The following is a 16,542-nucleotide window of genomic DNA, read 5'->3' as shown; positions in this document are numbered from 1 at the left end:
GGGGGGGGGGGCACTGCCGGGGTCAGTGGCGCCTGCGGGCGGCTCGCAGCAGGGCCAGGCCTCCGGCGAACAGGGCCGCCGCGGCTGCGGTGAGGACTGCGGCAAGGATCCCGCCGGCGTCGGTACGGCTGCCGGTGCGGGCGAGCTCCTCGGGGAGGGGGGACGGGGAGGAGACAGGGATGTCCCGGGGGGTGGAGGCGGTCGGGGCAGTGGGGGTGCTGGGTGCGGTGGCGTGGGGGCCGGCGGCTTCGGCTTCCGCCGCGGGATTCGTTCCGGGGGCTGCCCTGGAGCCCGTCTCGATGCGGAACCGGTACTCGTCCGACTGTCCGACCCAGTCGCCGTCGTCCTCGCGCCGCTGGACGACGGCGGCCGTGGCGACGACCTCGCCCGCCACGGCGTCGGACGTGAGGGCGAGTCGTATCTTCACGGTGAGGGTCCGGCCGGCCTCGACGGTGAACCCCCCGAAGCCCGCGGCGTCGTCGGCGAGGGCACCGACGAGTTCGTCCTCGTCGGTGGTCTCGAAGCGGACGGTGTGCGGCAGTTCCCGGTCCTCCGTGTAGAACTCCAGCACCGGCTGCGAGGCCCGCAGCGCCCGCCGGTCGTCGACGAGCACGACGACCGGGTAAACGCCGCCGCAGGCACGGTCGGTGGTGTTGGTGAGTTCGAGGTACCAGATGCCGAAGCCGCCCCCGGCCCGGTAGGACTCGGGGCCGTCGTGGATGCCGGTGGTCAGCGGGAAGTCGGGCTCGTCCGCTGTGGCGCAGGCGGGCGGCGGCGCTTCCGCTCGGGCCGGGGGCGCGGTGGGAAGAATCGCGGCCACCGCCGCCATGAACAGGGACGCGGGCGTGCAGAGTCGCATGCCATATGGCCTTGCCGTCCGGCGGGCCGACACCACGGGGACACCCCGAACACCCCCCCGCACGGCGGCACGATTTCCCCCGCTCGGCGTAGCCCGCCACCCCGCCCGGCCGCGCCCTCGGTCTCCGTGCCCCGTCGTCGCCGCTATCCGTCCCCCCGCCCGAACACCGGCGCCAGTACCGACTGCGCGGCCCCCTCGGCGACCCGCTGCCCACTCCCCCAGCGTCCCCCCTGCCCGCCGCCCGAGGCGATCCGTACCGGGACGGGAGTGTCCCCGGTGCGGCGGGCGCGGGCCTCCAGGACCTCGCACACGCCTCGTACGAACGTCTCCGGGGCCGCCTCGACGATCCGGCCGCCGAGCAGGACGCGGTCGATGTCCAGCAGGCCGACCAGGTTCGCCGCGCCGGTGCCCAGCACCCGTGCCGCCTCCTCCGTGTCGCCCCTGGCCACCGCGCCCAGGCACAGGGCCTCGATGCAGCCCCGGTCACCGCAGCCGCAGCGCGGCCCGTCCAGTTGGAGAACCTGGTGGCCGAACTCCCCCGCCCCGGTCCGTGGCCCCCGGTGCACGCTGCCGCCGATCACCAGCCCCGCCCCGAGCCCCGTACCGAGATGCAGATAGGCAAAGGAACCGCCCTCGCCGCCCACGGCCAGGCCCAGCGCCGCCGCGTTGGTGTCCTTGTCGACGACGACCGGCACCCCCAGCCGCCGCGACAGCGCGTCCCGCAGCGGGAACCCGTCCCACTCGGGGAACCCGGTCACCCGGTGCAGCACGCCCCGGGCATGGTCCAGCGGTCCGGGCAGCGCGATCCCGGCGCCGAGCAGGGAGAGACGACGGCGGCGTCCGCGTACGGCAGCCCCGCCCCCCGGCTCCCCCGGCTCTCCCGGTGCCGCCGGCTCCCCCGGCTCCCCCGGCTCCCCCGGCTCCCCCGGCTCCCCCGGTGCCTCCCGTGGTTCCTCGTCCCGCTCGCCCCACAACTCCTCGACGACTCCCGCCACCCGGGTCAGTACCGCCTCCGCGCCCGCGCCCAGGTCCAGGGGGGTGTTCCGCTCCCCCACGACCGCCCCGTCGAGGTCGACCAGGACGGCCCGTAGTTCGTCCCGGTCCAGGTGCACGCCCACCGCGTGCCCGGCCTCCGGCACCAGGCGCAGGACCGTCCGGGGCTTGCCTCCGGTGGACGCCCGGCGTCCCGCGTCCGCCGCGAGGCCGTCCGCCCGCAGCCGGGCCGTGATCTTGCTGACCGCCTGCGGGGTGAGCCCGGTCCGCTCGGCGAGTTCGAGCCGGCTGATGCCCTCCGCCCCCGCGGTCCGCAGCAGGTCGAGCACGAGCGCGGTGTTGTGGCTGCGCAGGCTGAGCAGGTTGACCCCGCCCGTCGCACCCGTCCCGCCTGTCCCGACCGCCGTACCCCTGCCGCCCGGTCCGCCGTTCGTCCTGTTCACCCGCCCATTCTCTCCCGTGCTTGCACTTTGGCAACAGCGTTGCGAAAGTAGGACCATGACTGGTACTCCCCTCCGCGTCGGCCTCGTCGGCTACGGCCTCGCGGGCTCCGTGTTCCACGCCCCGCTGATCGCCGCGACCGAGGGCCTCGCCCTCGACACGGTGGTCACCTCGAACCCCGAGCGGCAGCAGCAGGCCCGCACCGAGTTCCCGGACGTCCGCATCGCGGCCACTCCCGACGCGCTCTTCGAGCGCGCCGACGAGCTGGACCTGATCGTGATCGCGTCGCCGAACAGGACGCACGTCCCGCTCGCCACCGCCGCCCTGAAGGCCGGTCTGCCGGTCGTCGTCGACAAGCCCCTCGCCGGTACGGCGGCCGAGGCCCGTGAGCTGGCGGCGCTCGCCGAGGAGCGCGGCCTGCTCCTGTCCGTCTTCCAGAACCGCCGCTGGGACAACGACTTCCTCACCCTGCGCAAGCTGGTGTCCGAGGGCGCGCTCGGTGACGTGTACCGGTTCGAGTCCCGCTTCGAGCGCTGGCGGCCGGAGCTCAAGGGCGGCTGGCGGGAGTCCGGCGACCCGGCGGAGATCGGAGGCCTGCTCTACGACCTCGGCAGCCATGTCGTCGACCAGGCGCTCGTCCTCCTCGGCCCGGTGACCTCCGTGTACGCCGAAGCGGTCGTCCGCCGCGAGGGCGCGCGGACGGACGACGACACCTTCATCGCGCTCACGCATGCGAACGGCGCCCGCTCCCACCTCTACGTCTCCGCGACCACGGCCCTGCTCGGCCCGCGTTTCCGCGTCCTGGGTTCCGAGGCGGGGTACGTCAAGCACGGCCTCGACCCCCAGGAGGCCGCCCTGCGCGACGGCCTGCGCCCCGGGACCGACGGGGGCGCACCGTGGGGCACCGAGCCCGAGAAGCTGTGGGGCCGCGTCGGTTCCGGGGAGTCCCCGGTGACCGGCGGCGGACGCCCCGTACCGACCCTGCCCGGCGACTACCCCGCCTACTACAGGGCCGTGGCGAAGTCCCTCCTGGAGGGCGGCCCCAACCCGGTGACCGCACAGGAGGCCGCCGCCGCACTCGACGTACTGGAGGCGGCCCGCCGTTCCGCCGACGAGAAGGTGACGGTGACGCTGTGACGCAGCCCGCACCCACCCCCACCGTCGAGGAGCTGGAGGCGCAGGAACGCCGTCTGGTGTTCCGCCGGTTCACCCACGAGGACGCCTGGGCGCTGGGTTCCCTGCTGGTGGAGATGGCCCGGGAGCGGCAGGCCCCCGTCGCCGTCGACATCCACCGCGCCGGCCAGCAGCTCTTCCACGCGGCGCTGCCCGGCTCGGCCCCCGACAACGACGCCTGGATCACCCGCAAGCGCCGGGTCGTCGAACGGTACGGTGCCGCGTCGTACCTGGTGGGTGCCCGGCACCGCGCCAAGGGCACGACGTTCGAGGAGTCCTCCCGCCTCGACCCCGACACCTACGCGGCCCACGGTGGTTCGTTCCCCATCACCGTCGAGGGCGCGGGCGTGATCGGCGCCGTGACGGTCTCCGGTCTCCCCCAGCTCGAGGACCACCGGATGGTGGTGGAGGCGCTGGAACGGTTCCTGGCACGGCTTTAGTGCTCTTGGGGGAAGCCGGGAACCGTCCCGGGACGCCCTCCGGTCGGGACATGCTGTACGCGCGACGATCAGGGACAGCACCCACCCCGTCCGGAGGGATCGGAACCGATGAGCGACACCACAGGCCTTTTGCAGGAGACCGTCGGCCGGTACGGCATCTGGAGCATTGGACTCCGCTCGGAGGAAACGACCCGGCGCGGCGAACTCGCCGAGTCCGTCGCCGAGTTGGAGGAACTCGGATACGGAGCCGTCTGGCTGGGCGGCAACAGCACCGCCCGCAACGCCGCTCCGCTGATCGAGGCGACCCGGCGGATCGTCGTCGCCACCAGCATCCAGAGCGTCTGGCAGCAGGACCCCGCCGGCACCGCGGCGGAGTTCACCGAGCTGGAAGCCTCCCACCCCGGCCGCTTCGTGCTGGGCCTGGGAGTGAGCCACGGCCCGCGCGTGGAGCAGTACCGAAAGCCGTACTCGACGATGGCCGGTTACCTGGACCGGCTCGACGAGCTCGACCGGTCCGGCAAGGGCGGCGTACCCGCCGGGCGCCGCGTGCTCGCCGCCCTCGGCCCGAAGATGCTGGAGCTGTCCCGGAACCGGGCGGCCGGCGCGATCCCGTACCTGGGCACGCCGGGCCACACCGCGCGGGCCCGCGACATCCTGGGCGAAGCCTCCCTGCTGGCCCCGGAATTCAAGGTCGTCCTGGAAACCGACCCGGCCCGCGCCCGCACGGTGGCACGCGCCTACCTCGCCCCCTACCTGGAGCTGCCGAACTACACCGACAACTTCCTGCGCCTCGGCTTCACCGAGTCCGACGTCACCGACGGCGGCAGCGACCGCCTGATCGACGCACTGTTCGCCTGGGGCGAGGACACCCGCATCCGCGACCGCATCGAGGCGTTCCACACGGCGGGCGCGGACCACGTGGCACTCCAGGTGATCACCGACGGCCCACGCGACGCCCTGCCGAGGCAGGAGTGGCGCAGGCTGGCCTCCCTGCTGGGGTGACCTTCGGAAACTGATGCGTCTGGCAGATCCTCTTGGGTGGCGAGGTCCGGCGGAGGGGAGCCACGGCGGAACAGCCGCAGCTCCTCACGGACGGGGATCTCGGGTTCAGGCGCGCCAGATCAGCACGATCAGGCTGAAGAACGCCAACAGGCCCATCGGAACCAGGAAGGGGGAAACACCGGGTCGGCGGGAAGCCGAACGGGACAGGGCGGCGATGATCCTGGCGTTCGCGAGGGCCGCCGACAGCCAGAACACCGTCCACAGCGGTTCGAACAGCCAGGCGGGCGCCTCGTGGTAAAAGCTGTGGCCCAGCAGCCACTCCTCGACGTGGCTCAGGGAGATCATCACGAACACCGCGAACGTCCAGGGCATACAGAGGATGACGGCCAGGAACCGCACCGTCCAGCTGGAGTCCACCAGGCCGAGGCCCCCGGCCGATGCCCAGATCGCCAGGACGGCGACGATGCCGAGGTAGACCCGTGAGGTCCAGTCGCTTGTCGCATCCTCTATGACACGACGGATTTCCCATGTGCCGGCCACCAGCAGTCCTTTACTCAAGATGATCCCCTGGGGACCACCCGGTGCCGGGTGGCCCCCAGGGCCGCTCAACGGTTTTCGGTAGACGCCCTGGCTACCAGATGCGCCGTCTCAGGTTGCCGGCCGGCTTGCTCCGGGTGTTGTACGCACCCTTCCTGTACATGAACCCTGGGATGGGCCCGCCTCCGCGAGGGTTGCCGAGCGCGTCACCGGTGGAGCGCGGCCCGCTCCACCACACCCCACGCCATGCTGGTGACCACGTACAGCGCGGCGGCGAGCGGGACCACGGCCACGGTGACGAGCGTGAAGAACGACAGGAACGGCATCACCTTGACCGCCGCCTTCATTCCAGGCACCTCGGCCTGCCCCGCGTCACGCCCGCCACGGCCACCTGTACCCGTACGTGTACCGGCACCCGTCCCCGCTCCTGTAGCGGCCAGGACCGAGTGCGCGGCCATCGACCGCCGAGTCAGCCGGTAACTGAAGGCGGCGACCGCCACGACGACCGCGAACAGTCCGACGTACACGAGCCCTGCCCCGTCGAACGGGCCCCCGCCCGCGAGCGCGTCGGCCCAGCGCCCGCCCAGCGGCGCGGCGAACAGCTCATGGCCCAGCAGTTCGTTGGGCCGTCCGCCGATCGTGGCGTTCGAGAACAGGTAGAACAGCACGAAGAAGGCGGGCAGTTGGAGGAGGCTCGGCAGGATTCCGGCCAGCGGCGACACCTTCTCCCGGGTGTGCAGGTCGAGGAGGGCCCGTTGGAGCCTCTCGGGATCGCGGCCGTGCCGACGCCGCAACTCGGCGATCCTCGGCTGGAGTCGGGCCCTCGCCCGCTGTCCGCGCGCGGCGGCCCGGGAGAGGGGGTGGACGAGAAGGCGTACGAACGCGGTGAACAGGACGATCGCGGCGGCGGCCGCGGAGAGGCCGAACAACGGCTGGAGCAGGTCGGCCAGTTGCCCGACCAGGTTGGCGAAGACGGACATGGGTGAGCCCTCCGGGGGTCTCGTCGTGCCGGAACGGATGAACGCGATGACGGCATGACGACCCGTGCGCGGGCAGGCGCATGGAAACGTGCTGGAAGCGCTGAAGGACGAGAAGTGCCCTGTGGACGGAAGAAGAGCCCTACAGCTGACGTATGTGACGCATGTGCCCTACGCGGCGGTCGCCGGGAGGGCGTGCCCGGGAGCTCTGGGCCGGGTGCGGCCCCTGGCGTCGGGGTCGCGCTGCGGCAGGAAGGCGGTACGCCGGTCGCGGTCGCGGAGGGCCGTACGCACCCGGGTGGGCGGCACGGCGGGCGCGCAGCGCGCGAGGACGACGGCGCACACGGTGAGCGTGACAGCGGCCGCGGTGGTCGCGGCGAGCGCGACGGTGCCGGAGAGCCCGGAGAGGCCGCCGGCGACCGGCAGCACGAGCAGGACGACCTGGAGCAGCGGGAGCAGCACGGCGACCGCGGAGAAGGCTGCGCGCACGTCGTCCCGACCGCGGATCGCGGTACGGATCGCGGTACGGATCACTGATGCCCCCTCCCTCGTCCCCCGCCGGCCCGGGCTACCGGCCCCGACCGGTCCCGTCCTGTACTGCCCTGTCGTGCTCTGTTCACCGTCCCAACGTGCGGGACCGGCGGAACAGTTCCGCGGGCGCGGCATTCACCGTGGCGGCGCGTGGGCGGTGCGGGCACCCCGGTTCCGCACTGGAACACGGTGACGACGGGCAGCGACGACCTCTGCACGGCCCACTCCGACATCCGTCTGACCGGCACCTCGGTGAGCGTGCCGTTCGCGGCGAAGTCGGTGCAGACACTGCGGCTCGACGGGGTCACGGTGCAACCGGCACGTCCCCGCCGCCCCCTCGCGGTCCGCCCCCGCCGCCCCCTCGCGGTCCGCCCTCCGGCCTACACGATCGGGGCCGGGAGGGCGGACCGCGCCGCTGTCACACGGTGAACCGGTGGCTTCCCGATCCCACCTCGAAGACGGCGAAGCCGTCCTCCGCACGCACGAAGGTTCCGTGGGTGTGCTTGACGCGCTTGGGGTTGTCCGTCGGGATCCACACCTCGGCGGTGGTGTTCGCCGGCACGCCGCACGACAGCCGGAAGCGGCCGGACCGTTGCTCCCAGGCGGTGGACACCGGGCCGTAGAGGGAGGTGAAGGTGGCCCGGGCGGAGGTGACCTCGCCGCCCGGGCGCGGGCGGATGACGATCTGCCGGTAGCCCGCCCGGCCCGGGGCGATGCCGGCGATGTTGGCGTACATCCACTCCCCCACTGAGCCGTAGGCGTAGTGGTTGAAGGAGTTCATGCCCGGGGACTGGAACTCGCCGTCCGGCTGGAGGGAGTCCCAGCGCTCCCACATGGTGGTCGCGCCCTTGTCCATCTGGAAGCCCCAGCTCGGGAAGGTGCGCTGGTGCAGCAGGCGGTAGGCGACCTCGGTGTGGCCGGTGTCGGTGAGGACGGGCAGCAGGCGCGGGGTGCCGAGGAATCCGGTCGACAGGTGCCAGTCCCGCGCTTCAATGAGGGCGACCAGGCGGTCGGCCGCGGCCGCGCGCAGGGCGTCCGGGACCAGGTTCATGGACAGGGCGAGGACGTAGGCGGTCTGGGTGTCTCCCTTCACCCGGCCGTCGGCCGTCACGTACGCCCTCTCGAACGCGGTGCGTACGCGTGCGTGGAGGTCGGCGTAGGGTGCGGGATCCTTCCCCAGTTCCTTCGCGATCCGTACCGCGAGGTCGGCGCTGTGCGCGAAGTAGGCGGTGGCGATGACGTCCTTGGGCGTCTCGTCGGACACGTTCAGCCAGTCGCCGTATCCCTCGGCCGGCCGCAGCAGGCCGGTGCTGTTCTTCTCCAGGTGACGCAGCCAGGCCTGGACGGACGGCCAGGCGTCTTCGAGGACCTGCCGGTCGCCGTATGTCCCGTACAGGGCCCACGGGACCGTGACCCCCGCGTCTCCCCAGCCCGCGACGCCCTTGCCGATGTCGCCGACCTGCGGGGCCACGTCCGTGAACGCGCCGTCGGACGCCTGTGCGTCGCGGAGGTCGACCAGCCACTTGGTGAGGAAGCGGGCGGACTCCATCGTGTAGGTGGCGGTGGGCGCGAAGACGTTGATGTCGCCGGTCCAGCCCAGTCGTTCGTCACGGGCCGGCGTGTCCGTCGGGATGGAGAGGAAGTTGCCGCGCTGCCCCCAGGTGATGTTGCGGTGCAGCTGGTTGAGCATCGGCACGTCGGTCTCGAAGGTGAGCGTGAAGGGTGCGGAGGTGTGCATGACCCGCCCGGTCACGGCCGACGCCGGCGGCGTGCCGGGGAATCCGGTCACCTCGACGTAGCGGAAGCCGTGGAAGGTGAAGCGCGGCTCGTAGACCTCCGTACCGGTCCCCTTCAGGATGTAGGTGTCCGTCGCGGCGGCCGACCGCAGGTTGGCGGTGTAGAGGGTGCCGTCGGGGTTGAGGACCTCGCCGTGCCGCAGCCGCACCGCGGTGCCCGCCTTACCCGACACGCGCAGCCGCACCGAGCCGACCATGTTCTGGCCCAGGTCGAAGACGAAGACGCCCGGCTTGGGTTCGGTGACCTTCTGGGTGCGGAGTTCCTTCTCGATGCGTACGGGGCCGTCCACCTGCGCGACGATCCGCGGCGGGGCGGCGGCGTCGGTGCCGCGTACCGGTGCCCAGGCTCCGTCGTCGAATCCGGGCGAGGTCCACCCGGCCGTCTCCTTGCGGGCGTCGTAGGTCTCGCCCGCCAGCAGGTCGGCGGAGATGATCGGCCCCTGGGCGGCACGCCAGTCGGGCCCGGTGGTGATGCGCTCGCTCGTCCCGTCGGCGTACTCGACCTCCAACTGCGCCAGCAACCCTGGGTGTTCCCCGTACTGGTGCGGCCCGAACCAGCAGATGTTGCCCGCGTACCAGCCGTGGGCGAGGTGGACGCCGAGGGCGTTGGCTCCCGGGCGGAGCGCGTCGGTCACGTCGTAGGTCTGGTACTGCACGCGCTTGTTGTAGTCGGTCCAGCCGGGTGCCAGTTGATCGTTGCCCACCCGCTTGCCGTTGAGGTGGGGTTCGTACACGCCGAGGGCCGTGGCGTACAGACGGGCGCGTGCGACCTTCTTGCGCGGCAGCCTGAACTCGTGGCGGAGCTGGTGGGCGGCGAACAGCACCGGCACGACCTCGCCCCACGGCCCGGCGCCCCAGGCGGCGGCCACCTTGGCGGCCTGCCACCCGGTGTCGTCGAAGTCCCGCTCGCGCCAGTCGTCGGCCGGCTCCCGGTCGGTGGACTTCCACGCGCCGTCGGTGACGATCCTGCGCTCGCCGGAGGCCGTGGTCAGAGCGAGCACGCCGATGAGGCCGGCGGGGCCGACCGTGCGGTTGGTCGCGGAGACGGCCAGGATGTTCGTGCCGGAGCGTAGGTGCTCGAGGACGTCGATGACGTCCGGGCGGCGCCATCTCCGCTCGTCCGAGTCCAGGGCGGTGCTCGCCACTTCGGTGCCGTTGACGGAGGCGACGTAGGCGTCGTCCGCGCTGAGCACCAGCGTGGCCGCGGTGACGGCGTCCGGGAGGTCGACGGAGAGACGGAACCACCGGGTGTCCGCCGGAACGCTCTGCGTCGGTTCGCCCTCGGGGAACCAGATCCACGAACTGCCTTCCATGGAGGGGGGTTCCGTGAGGGAGGCGGGAGCGGATATCCACCGCGCGGACCACTCGGCCTCGTCCATCAGGCCGGTCTCCCACCAGGACGGTTCGCTCCACGGCGAGACGGCTCCGCCGGCGTCCCAGACGCGCACCGACCAGTGGTAGCGCGTACGCGGCTCGAGCCGGGGTCCGTCGTAGGAGACGAGAACGGACTCGGCCGAGGCGACCTTGCCGCTGTCCCACACGTCCGGGCGGGACAGGCGGGCAACGCTCGACGCGATGCGCACCTGGTAGGCGCTCTGCCGTTGCCCCGGCGCGGTCGCGGTCAACGGCCAGCTCAGACGCGGTCGGGCCACGTCCAGACCCAGAGGCTCGCGCACGTACTCGACCGTCGGAGAGGTCACCCGTAAGGCGCTCCCTCCCTTGCGCGCGGCGGAGGGCGCGGCGGAGGGCGCGGCCACCGCCGGCGCCGCTCCTGCGGCCACGGCGCCCACCGTGGCCACGGCGCTCGCGAGGATGTTCCTTCTACTGATCACAGCGGCTCCATCAGAGAGGGGGGTGAGTCGTAGAGGTGAGTCGTAGAGGGTGGCGATCGTCGGTGAATCGATTCACGCGAACGTAAAGGGAATGCCAGAGACCCGTCAATAAGCGTGCACAGCCTTTCGCGAAGCCCACCGAGTAAACGATGGAAGCGAGGGGGTCGGCCCAATTCGGCCATGCGCAGGGAAATTGAACCCTTTCAAAATGATCAAGAAAAGGAATGACGGCGACGCGCATGCGGGCCCAAACGTCCGCCCTCGGGCAAGCCGCCGACCTGCGGCTGTCTCTTCTCTGTCACCGGTCGGCAGTACGGTGTCTCCCATGCGCCCCGACACGCCCGCCGAAAACGTCGACCACACCGCCGAAGCGGCACGCCTGGAGCGGACCGCCGGCCTGTATCCCGAGGACGCCGAAGCCCTGCTGCTCCGGGCCGCCGCCCACCTCGAACTCTCCGGCGACCGCCCCGCCGCGGCCGCCCTCTACGACCGTCTCCTGGCCTCCGAAGCGGGGCTGGAGAGTCCGTACCTGGTCCGTGCCCTGAAGGCCTCGAACCTCTGGGAGTACGACCACGAGGCGGAGGCCCGAGCCATCATCGACGGCATCCGCACCGCGGCCCCGCGCGACCCGGCCCCCTGGGTGGTCGTCGCGGAGTCCCTGGAGGCCCACGACGAGCTGGAGCAGGCACACGAGACGTTCACGGAGGCGGTACGCCTTCTGCTCACCGACGTACCGGAGCCCCCGGCCACCACCCACCCGCTCCTCTTCGGCCGCCACCGCGTGCGCAGGATGCTGGGCGCGGCGCACGACGAGTGGGACGCCCTGGCGGACACCCTCCACAGCCTGCCGGTCACCCTGGACGAACTCCACGACCCGAAGCGCGTCTGGTCGCTGGGCTCGGAGAACCCGGCGGAGCTGGAGGCGGAGATCACCCGTCTGCGAGCGGAGGTGGGCGCCTACCGCATGGCCCTGTCCCGCCCCTTCCCGGTGGCGGTCCTCCACTGGCCGGCGGACGAACTGACCGAGCTCCTGGAGGCGTATCCCTCCCTCGCCACCGAATACCCCTCGCACGAGGAGCACCTGGCCACGATAGAGACGGCCCTGCGCGAACTCGCCGCCTCCGGCACCCCCAACCTGGGCATCGTCACCGGCACCGTCCCCTCGTACGAGGCCTTCGCCGCCTCCGAGGGCACCACTCCCGACGACGCCGCCCTCCTCCCCCAGTACGCCACCACCCTGGCGGCCCGGGGCCGCGCCCTGCCCTGGCCGCCGCAGCGCTCGGCCGCCTGCTGGTGCGGCTCGGGCCGCCCGTACGGGGAGTGCCACGGCGTGTGAGCGGCGGGCAGCCGAGGCGACAGCCCCGCCCCGACCGGCAAAGAACCCGACGGCCGTCGTGAGGGGTCGGGCCCGGGGCTGTCCCGTCAGCCGCGGTGGACCGGCGCGCGGCGTCGGATGCGGTGCGTCGCAAGGCGCAGGAGCGTCCGCGTACGTCCGCGTACCGGATGTACGCGGACGCTCCGACCGCGCGGCGAGGCGCCGTGGCCGGCGTCGTGCGCCCGCCGGGGGTTGGGGGCTGTTGGGTGACGGGGCAGCCCTCAGTGCTGAAGCTTTGAGGTGAGTTTCGCCTGCATCTTCTGTGTCGCCTGACGCAGGGCTTGGGTGAGTGCCGTCTCGGACGGGGTTCCGGGGTCGTCGCGTGTGAAGCACAGACGTGCTTGCGGCCCCGAGATGGTGATGGCGATGGGCGGATAACCCTGCGGGGTGGGGAGGGTCTGCGCGAGTGCCGCGATGCCGGGCTGGGTCTCCTCGACGTTGCGCGCGTAGCCGCGCTGCCGGACGTTCTCCAGCTCCGTTTCGAGGGCCGTGCGGGTCGGGGTGAGGGTTTTCGCCCCGTGCGGGAGGGGTTCGTTGGGGTAGATCCGGTGGAGCTGGTCGGTCGTGAGGGTGGCGAGGAGCGCTCGTCCGCAGGCCGAGATGTGCGCGGGAAGGACCGTTCCCGCTCTGGCCTCGATGCGCATGTGGTGCTGTGAGGCGATGCCGTAGATGTAGCGGACCGCCTGCCCTTCGAGGACCGCGAATTCCACGGTCTCGCCGGTTGCCGCCTGCAGCTCGAGCAGGTCGTCCTGGACGAGGTGGGTGAAGTCCGTGTCGGCGTGGGCGGGGCGGGCGCTGGTCATGGCCGGGCCGAGGCGGTAGCCGGGGCCGTCGAGTGAGCGGCGCACGAAGCCGTGGGCCTCGAGGGTGGCCAGGAGCCGATGGGCGACGGAGGTTCCCACGCCCAGTTCGTCGGCGGCACGGGCGAGGGTGATGACCGGCTCCCGCTGGGCCAGTACGAGCAGTCGAAGTGCCCGGTCCACGGTCTGGAGAGTATTCACGAGTGAATGTTCCCACATACAGGGAATGATTGACTAGTCAATCCCTCATAGTGAATGCTCACGTCGTTCGCAGATGAACGCACACCGAACGGGTGTCGTGCGTGGTGCGGACTACTGGGCGCGAGAACACCCCTCTGTGCGCCCGTGACGTAAGTGGCCGTAGAGGCGTGAACCGCCGGTGAGTTCGAGTGACGTGCCGCGCAATGAGGACACCAAGGAGGGTGAAGCGATGAGAGCCAGTGAACTCGACGAGCAGGCCGAAACAGGCCAGCCGGTTGCGGCATCGGGGGGTGCGGAGGCCGGGAGCGGGACACCCGCCGCCCGGCGGGCGGTCGTCAGCGGCGCGCTGGGTTCCGCGTTGGAGTGGTTCGACTTCTCCGTGTACGGCGCGTTGTCGGCCACGGTGTTCCCGCAGTTGTTCTTCCCCGACCTTGCGCCGGGTACCGCGCTGCTGGCCTCGTTCGCGACCTTCGGCGTCGGACTGGTGGCACGCCCCCTGGGCGGCCTCCTGTTCGGCATGCTGGGCGACAGACTCGGCCGCCGGAACGTCCTCATGGTCACACTGCTGCTCATGGGCGCCGCGTCGGTGCTGATCGGCCTGCTTCCGACCTACGCCACTGTGGGCATCCTGGCTCCGGCCGCGCTGGTGGCCCTGCGCTTCCTGCAGGGCTTCGCCCTGGGGGGCGAACTGACCGGGTCGCAGCTCATGGTGATGGAGCACTCGCCGAACCGGCGTCGCGGTATCGCGGGTGCCCTGATGTCGGTGGGATCACCGATCAGTCAGGTGCTCGCCACCCTCTCGCTGACCGGCCTCGCGGCGTGGCTCACCGAGGAGCAGTTCAACGGCTGGGGCTGGCGGGTGCCCTTCCTGATGAGTGTGGCGCTCATCGCCGTCGGCTACTACATCCGGCACCGCGTCGAGGAGACCCCGACCTTCCTCGCCAGCGAGGGCAAGAGCGAGCAGCCGGCCCGCGGACTGCTGAAGCAGCACCGGAAGACGGTCACGCTGCTGGTGCTCGCCTGGGCCGCGCCGGGGGCGCTCTACTACATCATGGTCACCTTCGCCACCAGCTACCTCACGGGCGAGCTCGGATTCGACAAGAGCTCCACGTTCGGGTTGATGGTCGTCGCGAACACGATCTCCATCGGGGCGAGCCTGCTCGGCGGCTGGAGCAGCGACCGGATCGGCCGCAAGCGCGTCCTGTTCACCGGCCTCGCCATCCTGCTGGCCTTCCTCATCCCCTTCTTCCTGATCCTGAACACGGGCAACTGGTGGATGGCCGCGCTCGCCGTCACGGGCGCACTGTGCGGTGTGCAGTTCATGACGGGCTGCCAGGGCGCCTTCTACGCCGAGGCACTGCCGACCCCGATCCGGTACACCGGCTCGGCCCTCGGCCTCACCTGCGGAAACATGATCTTCGCCGCGCCGGCCCCGTTCCTCGCGACCTGGCTGATGCAGATCTCGGACAACGGAACGGCACTGGTCACCGGCTACGGGCTCCTCACGATCCTGGTGTCCGCCGTCGCCATCCGCCTGCTCCCGGACCGTACCGGCCGACAGCTCGAGGCGTGACGGGGTCCGCACCCCGCCGCCGTACCCGCTCCCGCGTTCCCCTACCTGCCTGCCTGAATCCCCCACCCGAGAGAGAGAAGCGATGACTGACGATGTGGCTCGCGCCGACAGCGTGGTGACCGAGGAGGACCTTCGCCTCCTGAGGGAACTGAAGGTCAAGGACCGGCTGCACGACCTCGAGGTCGCCTACTGCCGCGGGATCGACCGGCGTGACGCCCAGCTGCTGAAATCGATCTACTTCGAGGACGCCTTCGTCCGCCTGGGCGACATGAAGGAAGGCGGGGTGGACGAATGGGTGAACTGGATCATCGACGAGTTCAAGCCCCGGTTCGAGAACACCACCCACTACCTGCTGAACGAGTGGTACAAGGTGGACGGCAAGACCGCCGAGGGGGAGACCCACCGCCTCTCGTACCACCGGTTCGGTGACCCGTCACGCGAACTGATCGCCGCCAGCCGCACGTTCAACCGGTACGAGGAGCGGGACGGTGTCTGGAAGATCACCTTCCGCGAGGTGATCCGGGACTGGATCCATGAACGCCCCGTGGACCGGGAGCTGTTCACCGGCGGGTTCGCGATGGAGATGAGCGAGCCCGGCCCCGCGGACAAGAGCTACGAGGTGCTCTCGATGTTCGGCCGCGGTCCGCTGCGGCCCGAGTGACCCCCTGTCCCGTACCCGGCCACGGCCCCGCCGCCGGCCGCGGGACGAGCCCCGCGCCCGCGGAGCGACCCGCAACGCCATGAGCACCGATGACCTCGCCCTTTTCCCCCGGGGGCGGGGTCATCGGCTTTCCGGCCGCCGGAGCAGGGGGCGCGGTGCTGACGCGGTTCTGACCCCGCACGGGGAGTGCCCGGAACCGACGCGTGGCGGCTTTCGTCTCCGTGGACAGCTGACGTCGGCTCCGGGGGGCCTCAATGGTCCGTCAGTCGATGGGCGGGTTGTACATACGGCCCATCCGGCGGATCTCCTCCAGCGGGTACGGGGTCTCCCTGCTCTCGCGCTCGAACGTGCGGAAAAAGTCCGCCATCACTGCGGTGAGCGGCGCGTGTCGGGCGAGGATCGCCGCGGCCTCCGCTGGAATTTCCGTGGGACGTTCGCCTTGCGCATACGCGCGCACCTGCGCCTCACGGTCGTCTCTCCGGTATCCGTACAGGGCGGTGACCAGCCAGTTCACCAGGTAGCTGACCGAGTAGCAGCGGTCGTAGGTCCGATGCCGGTCGAAGAAGCCTGCCTCCTCCGGCGACAGCTCGAATCGGGAGGAGACCGCAAGCCCGTAGTCCGCGAAGAACAGGCGTCGGCCGTCGGTCAGGATGTTCTCGAAGTGGACGTCGAAGTGCAGGAGGCCGCGGCTGTTCATGAACGAGGTCCCGGCTTCGAGCTCCCTCTCCACCATGGCGCAGGCCCGGTCGGCGGCCTCCCCGCCGGCGTCCATCCGCTCGCCCAGCCACTGGTGCAGGTTCTGTGGGACGTACTCCAGGAACAACGCGACGCTCGCCGAGGACTGCTGGAGCGCCTCGATCCGGCGGCGCACCTGCGGTCCACCGCCCCAGTAGGCAACAGCCCGTTCGACGTCGGCCAGTTCCTCGGGCAGGGGCGTGGAGTCCGGCAGCACCCGCCAGTGGTACATCAGGGGGAAGCCCTCGTATTCCCCCGCGAGCACCCAGTTCGTCGTCATGGTGTGCACGGCGAGTTCCCTCCAGGCCCCGAAGCCCGGCGTGCCGATGGTGCCGATGCCGTACTGGCAGAAGGCCGGCAGCCCGAACAGGTTCGCCGTGGACCGGACGCTGTCCGGTTGCCTCTCCGGATCGGTGAGGGGCACCCGCTTCACGAAGACCGGTGTTCCGGCGACCTCCAGCAGGGCCGACTTGCCGCCGATGCCGGAACCGATCGGCGTGGCGACGTCCACGAGCTCGCGCAGGGCGCGATCACTGCACAGGGCCAGGGTGGTGGAAACGGCACTGTGGACGGCGCGACGCGCACCAGGCGACCTGTCAGGGCACTTCAGGGCTGC

General features: G+C 71.4%; 15 protein-coding genes. 7 read left to right on the top strand and 8 right to left on the bottom strand.

What is annotated here, in order from left to right; all coding sequences use genetic code 11:
* Window positions 1-22: 22 nt before the first annotated feature.
* Window positions 23-859, bottom strand: coding sequence for a hypothetical protein (locus tag ACFP2V_RS37875; protein ID WP_381221043.1), 837 nt, complete (start codon window positions 857-859; stop codon window positions 23-25).
* Window positions 860-1,002: 143 nt separating this feature from the next.
* Window positions 1,003-2,295: an ROK family transcriptional regulator gene (locus ACFP2V_RS37870; protein ID WP_381221040.1), complete on the bottom strand. Its 1,293-nt coding sequence runs from the start codon at window positions 2,293-2,295 to the stop codon at window positions 1,003-1,005.
* Between the two features lie 55 nt (window positions 2,296-2,350).
* Here ACFP2V_RS37870 and ACFP2V_RS37865 point away from each other — a divergent pair, with 55 nt between their 5' ends.
* The 3 genes from ACFP2V_RS37865 to ACFP2V_RS37855 all read left to right on the top strand — a co-directional run bounded on the left by ACFP2V_RS37865 (window position 2,351) and on the right by ACFP2V_RS37855 (window position 4,908).
* Window positions 2,351-3,430 (top strand): Gfo/Idh/MocA family protein, encoded by a 1,080-nt coding sequence (locus tag ACFP2V_RS37865; protein WP_381221037.1) that lies wholly within the window; start codon window positions 2,351-2,353, stop codon window positions 3,428-3,430.
* On the top strand, window positions 3,427-3,906 hold the full coding sequence (locus ACFP2V_RS37860) for a heme-degrading domain-containing protein (RefSeq protein WP_381221033.1): 480 nt from the start codon (window positions 3,427-3,429) through the stop codon (window positions 3,904-3,906). The genes ACFP2V_RS37865 and ACFP2V_RS37860 overlap by 4 nt, the downstream gene beginning before the upstream one ends.
* Before the next feature lie 108 nt (window positions 3,907-4,014).
* Window positions 4,015-4,908 carry an LLM class F420-dependent oxidoreductase gene (locus ACFP2V_RS37855; RefSeq protein ID WP_381221030.1) on the top strand — a complete coding sequence of 298 codons (894 nt, stop codon included), beginning with the start codon at window positions 4,015-4,017 and terminating at the stop codon, window positions 4,906-4,908.
* 105 nt (window positions 4,909-5,013) lie between these two features.
* Here the strand turns inward: ACFP2V_RS37855 and ACFP2V_RS37850 are convergent, their stop codons facing one another.
* From ACFP2V_RS37850 to ACFP2V_RS37840, 3 genes are all read right to left on the bottom strand, one after another.
* The gene (locus ACFP2V_RS37850; protein ID WP_381221027.1) at window positions 5,014-5,466 is read right to left on the bottom strand and encodes an SCO4225 family membrane protein; all 453 of its coding nucleotides are present in this window, start codon (window positions 5,464-5,466) and stop codon (window positions 5,014-5,016) included.
* Between the two features lie 185 nt (window positions 5,467-5,651).
* Window positions 5,652-6,425 (bottom strand): YidC/Oxa1 family membrane protein insertase, encoded by a 774-nt coding sequence (locus tag ACFP2V_RS37845; RefSeq protein ID WP_381221024.1) that lies wholly within the window; start codon window positions 6,423-6,425, stop codon window positions 5,652-5,654.
* A 168-nt stretch (window positions 6,426-6,593) separates the two neighbouring features.
* Window positions 6,594-6,929 carry a DUF6412 domain-containing protein gene (locus tag ACFP2V_RS37840; RefSeq protein ID WP_381221346.1) on the bottom strand — a complete coding sequence of 112 codons (336 nt, stop codon included), beginning with the start codon at window positions 6,927-6,929 and terminating at the stop codon, window positions 6,594-6,596.
* A gap of 174 nt (window positions 6,930-7,103) precedes the next feature.
* Here ACFP2V_RS37840 and ACFP2V_RS37835 point away from each other — a divergent pair, with 174 nt between their 5' ends.
* On the top strand, window positions 7,104-7,382 hold the full coding sequence (locus ACFP2V_RS37835; protein WP_381221021.1) for a hypothetical protein: 279 nt from the start codon (window positions 7,104-7,106) through the stop codon (window positions 7,380-7,382).
* Here ACFP2V_RS37835 and ACFP2V_RS37830 read toward each other — a convergent pair.
* Window positions 7,372-10,581, bottom strand: a complete 3,210-nt coding sequence (locus ACFP2V_RS37830) for an alpha-L-rhamnosidase (protein ID WP_381221018.1) — start codon at window positions 10,579-10,581, stop codon at window positions 7,372-7,374. The genes ACFP2V_RS37835 and ACFP2V_RS37830 overlap by 11 nt on opposite strands.
* Before the next feature lie 325 nt (window positions 10,582-10,906).
* On the opposite strand from ACFP2V_RS37830, the gene ACFP2V_RS37825 reads away from it, so the two are divergent.
* Window positions 10,907-11,917 (top strand): SEC-C domain-containing protein, encoded by a 1,011-nt coding sequence (locus ACFP2V_RS37825; protein WP_381221015.1) that lies wholly within the window; start codon window positions 10,907-10,909, stop codon window positions 11,915-11,917.
* A gap of 260 nt (window positions 11,918-12,177) precedes the next feature.
* Here the strand turns inward: ACFP2V_RS37825 and ACFP2V_RS37820 are convergent, their stop codons facing one another.
* The gene (locus ACFP2V_RS37820; protein ID WP_381221012.1) at window positions 12,178-12,957 is read right to left on the bottom strand and encodes an IclR family transcriptional regulator; all 780 of its coding nucleotides are present in this window, start codon (window positions 12,955-12,957) and stop codon (window positions 12,178-12,180) included.
* A 229-nt stretch (window positions 12,958-13,186) separates the two neighbouring features.
* Between ACFP2V_RS37820 and ACFP2V_RS37815 the strand changes: the two genes are divergently transcribed.
* Together ACFP2V_RS37815 and ACFP2V_RS37810 are read left to right on the top strand one after the other, a co-directional pair.
* Window positions 13,187-14,530 (top strand): MFS transporter, encoded by a 1,344-nt coding sequence (locus ACFP2V_RS37815; protein WP_381221009.1) that lies wholly within the window; start codon window positions 13,187-13,189, stop codon window positions 14,528-14,530.
* A gap of 82 nt (window positions 14,531-14,612) precedes the next feature.
* A complete protein-coding gene (locus ACFP2V_RS37810; RefSeq protein WP_381221006.1) occupies window positions 14,613-15,191 on the top strand; it encodes a nuclear transport factor 2 family protein in 579 nt (192 codons plus the stop codon).
* Window positions 15,192-15,453: 262 nt separating this feature from the next.
* Here the strand turns inward: ACFP2V_RS37810 and ACFP2V_RS37805 are convergent, their stop codons facing one another.
* Window positions 15,454-16,536, bottom strand: coding sequence for a protein kinase family protein (locus ACFP2V_RS37805; protein ID WP_381221343.1), 1,083 nt, complete (start codon window positions 16,534-16,536; stop codon window positions 15,454-15,456).
* Window positions 16,537-16,542 lie beyond the last annotated feature (6 nt).

Source organism: Streptomyces incanus, from assembly GCF_042656345.1.
GTDB classification, from domain to species: domain Bacteria; phylum Actinomycetota; class Actinomycetes; order Streptomycetales; family Streptomycetaceae; genus Streptomyces; species Streptomyces incanus.
The sequence above is the reverse complement of the archived record's forward strand: the minus strand, read 5'-3'. Positions and strand labels throughout refer to the sequence as shown.

Coding starts and splice junctions, on each gene's coding strand:
- ACFP2V_RS37875 (WP_381221043.1), bottom strand. CDS start 859: ATGCGACTCTGCACGCCCGCGTCCCTGTTCATGGCGGCGGTGGCCGCG.
- ACFP2V_RS37865 (WP_381221037.1), top strand. CDS start 2,351: ATGACTGGTACTCCCCTCCGCGTCGGCCTCGTCGGCTACGGCCTCGCG.
- ACFP2V_RS37855 (WP_381221030.1), top strand. CDS start 4,015: ATGAGCGACACCACAGGCCTTTTGCAGGAGACCGTCGGCCGGTACGGC.
- ACFP2V_RS37845 (WP_381221024.1), bottom strand. CDS start 6,425: ATGTCCGTCTTCGCCAACCTGGTCGGGCAACTGGCCGACCTGCTCCAG.
- ACFP2V_RS37825 (WP_381221015.1), top strand. CDS start 10,907: ATGCGCCCCGACACGCCCGCCGAAAACGTCGACCACACCGCCGAAGCG.
- ACFP2V_RS37815 (WP_381221009.1), top strand. CDS start 13,187: ATGAGAGCCAGTGAACTCGACGAGCAGGCCGAAACAGGCCAGCCGGTT.
- ACFP2V_RS37810 (WP_381221006.1), top strand. CDS start 14,613: ATGACTGACGATGTGGCTCGCGCCGACAGCGTGGTGACCGAGGAGGAC.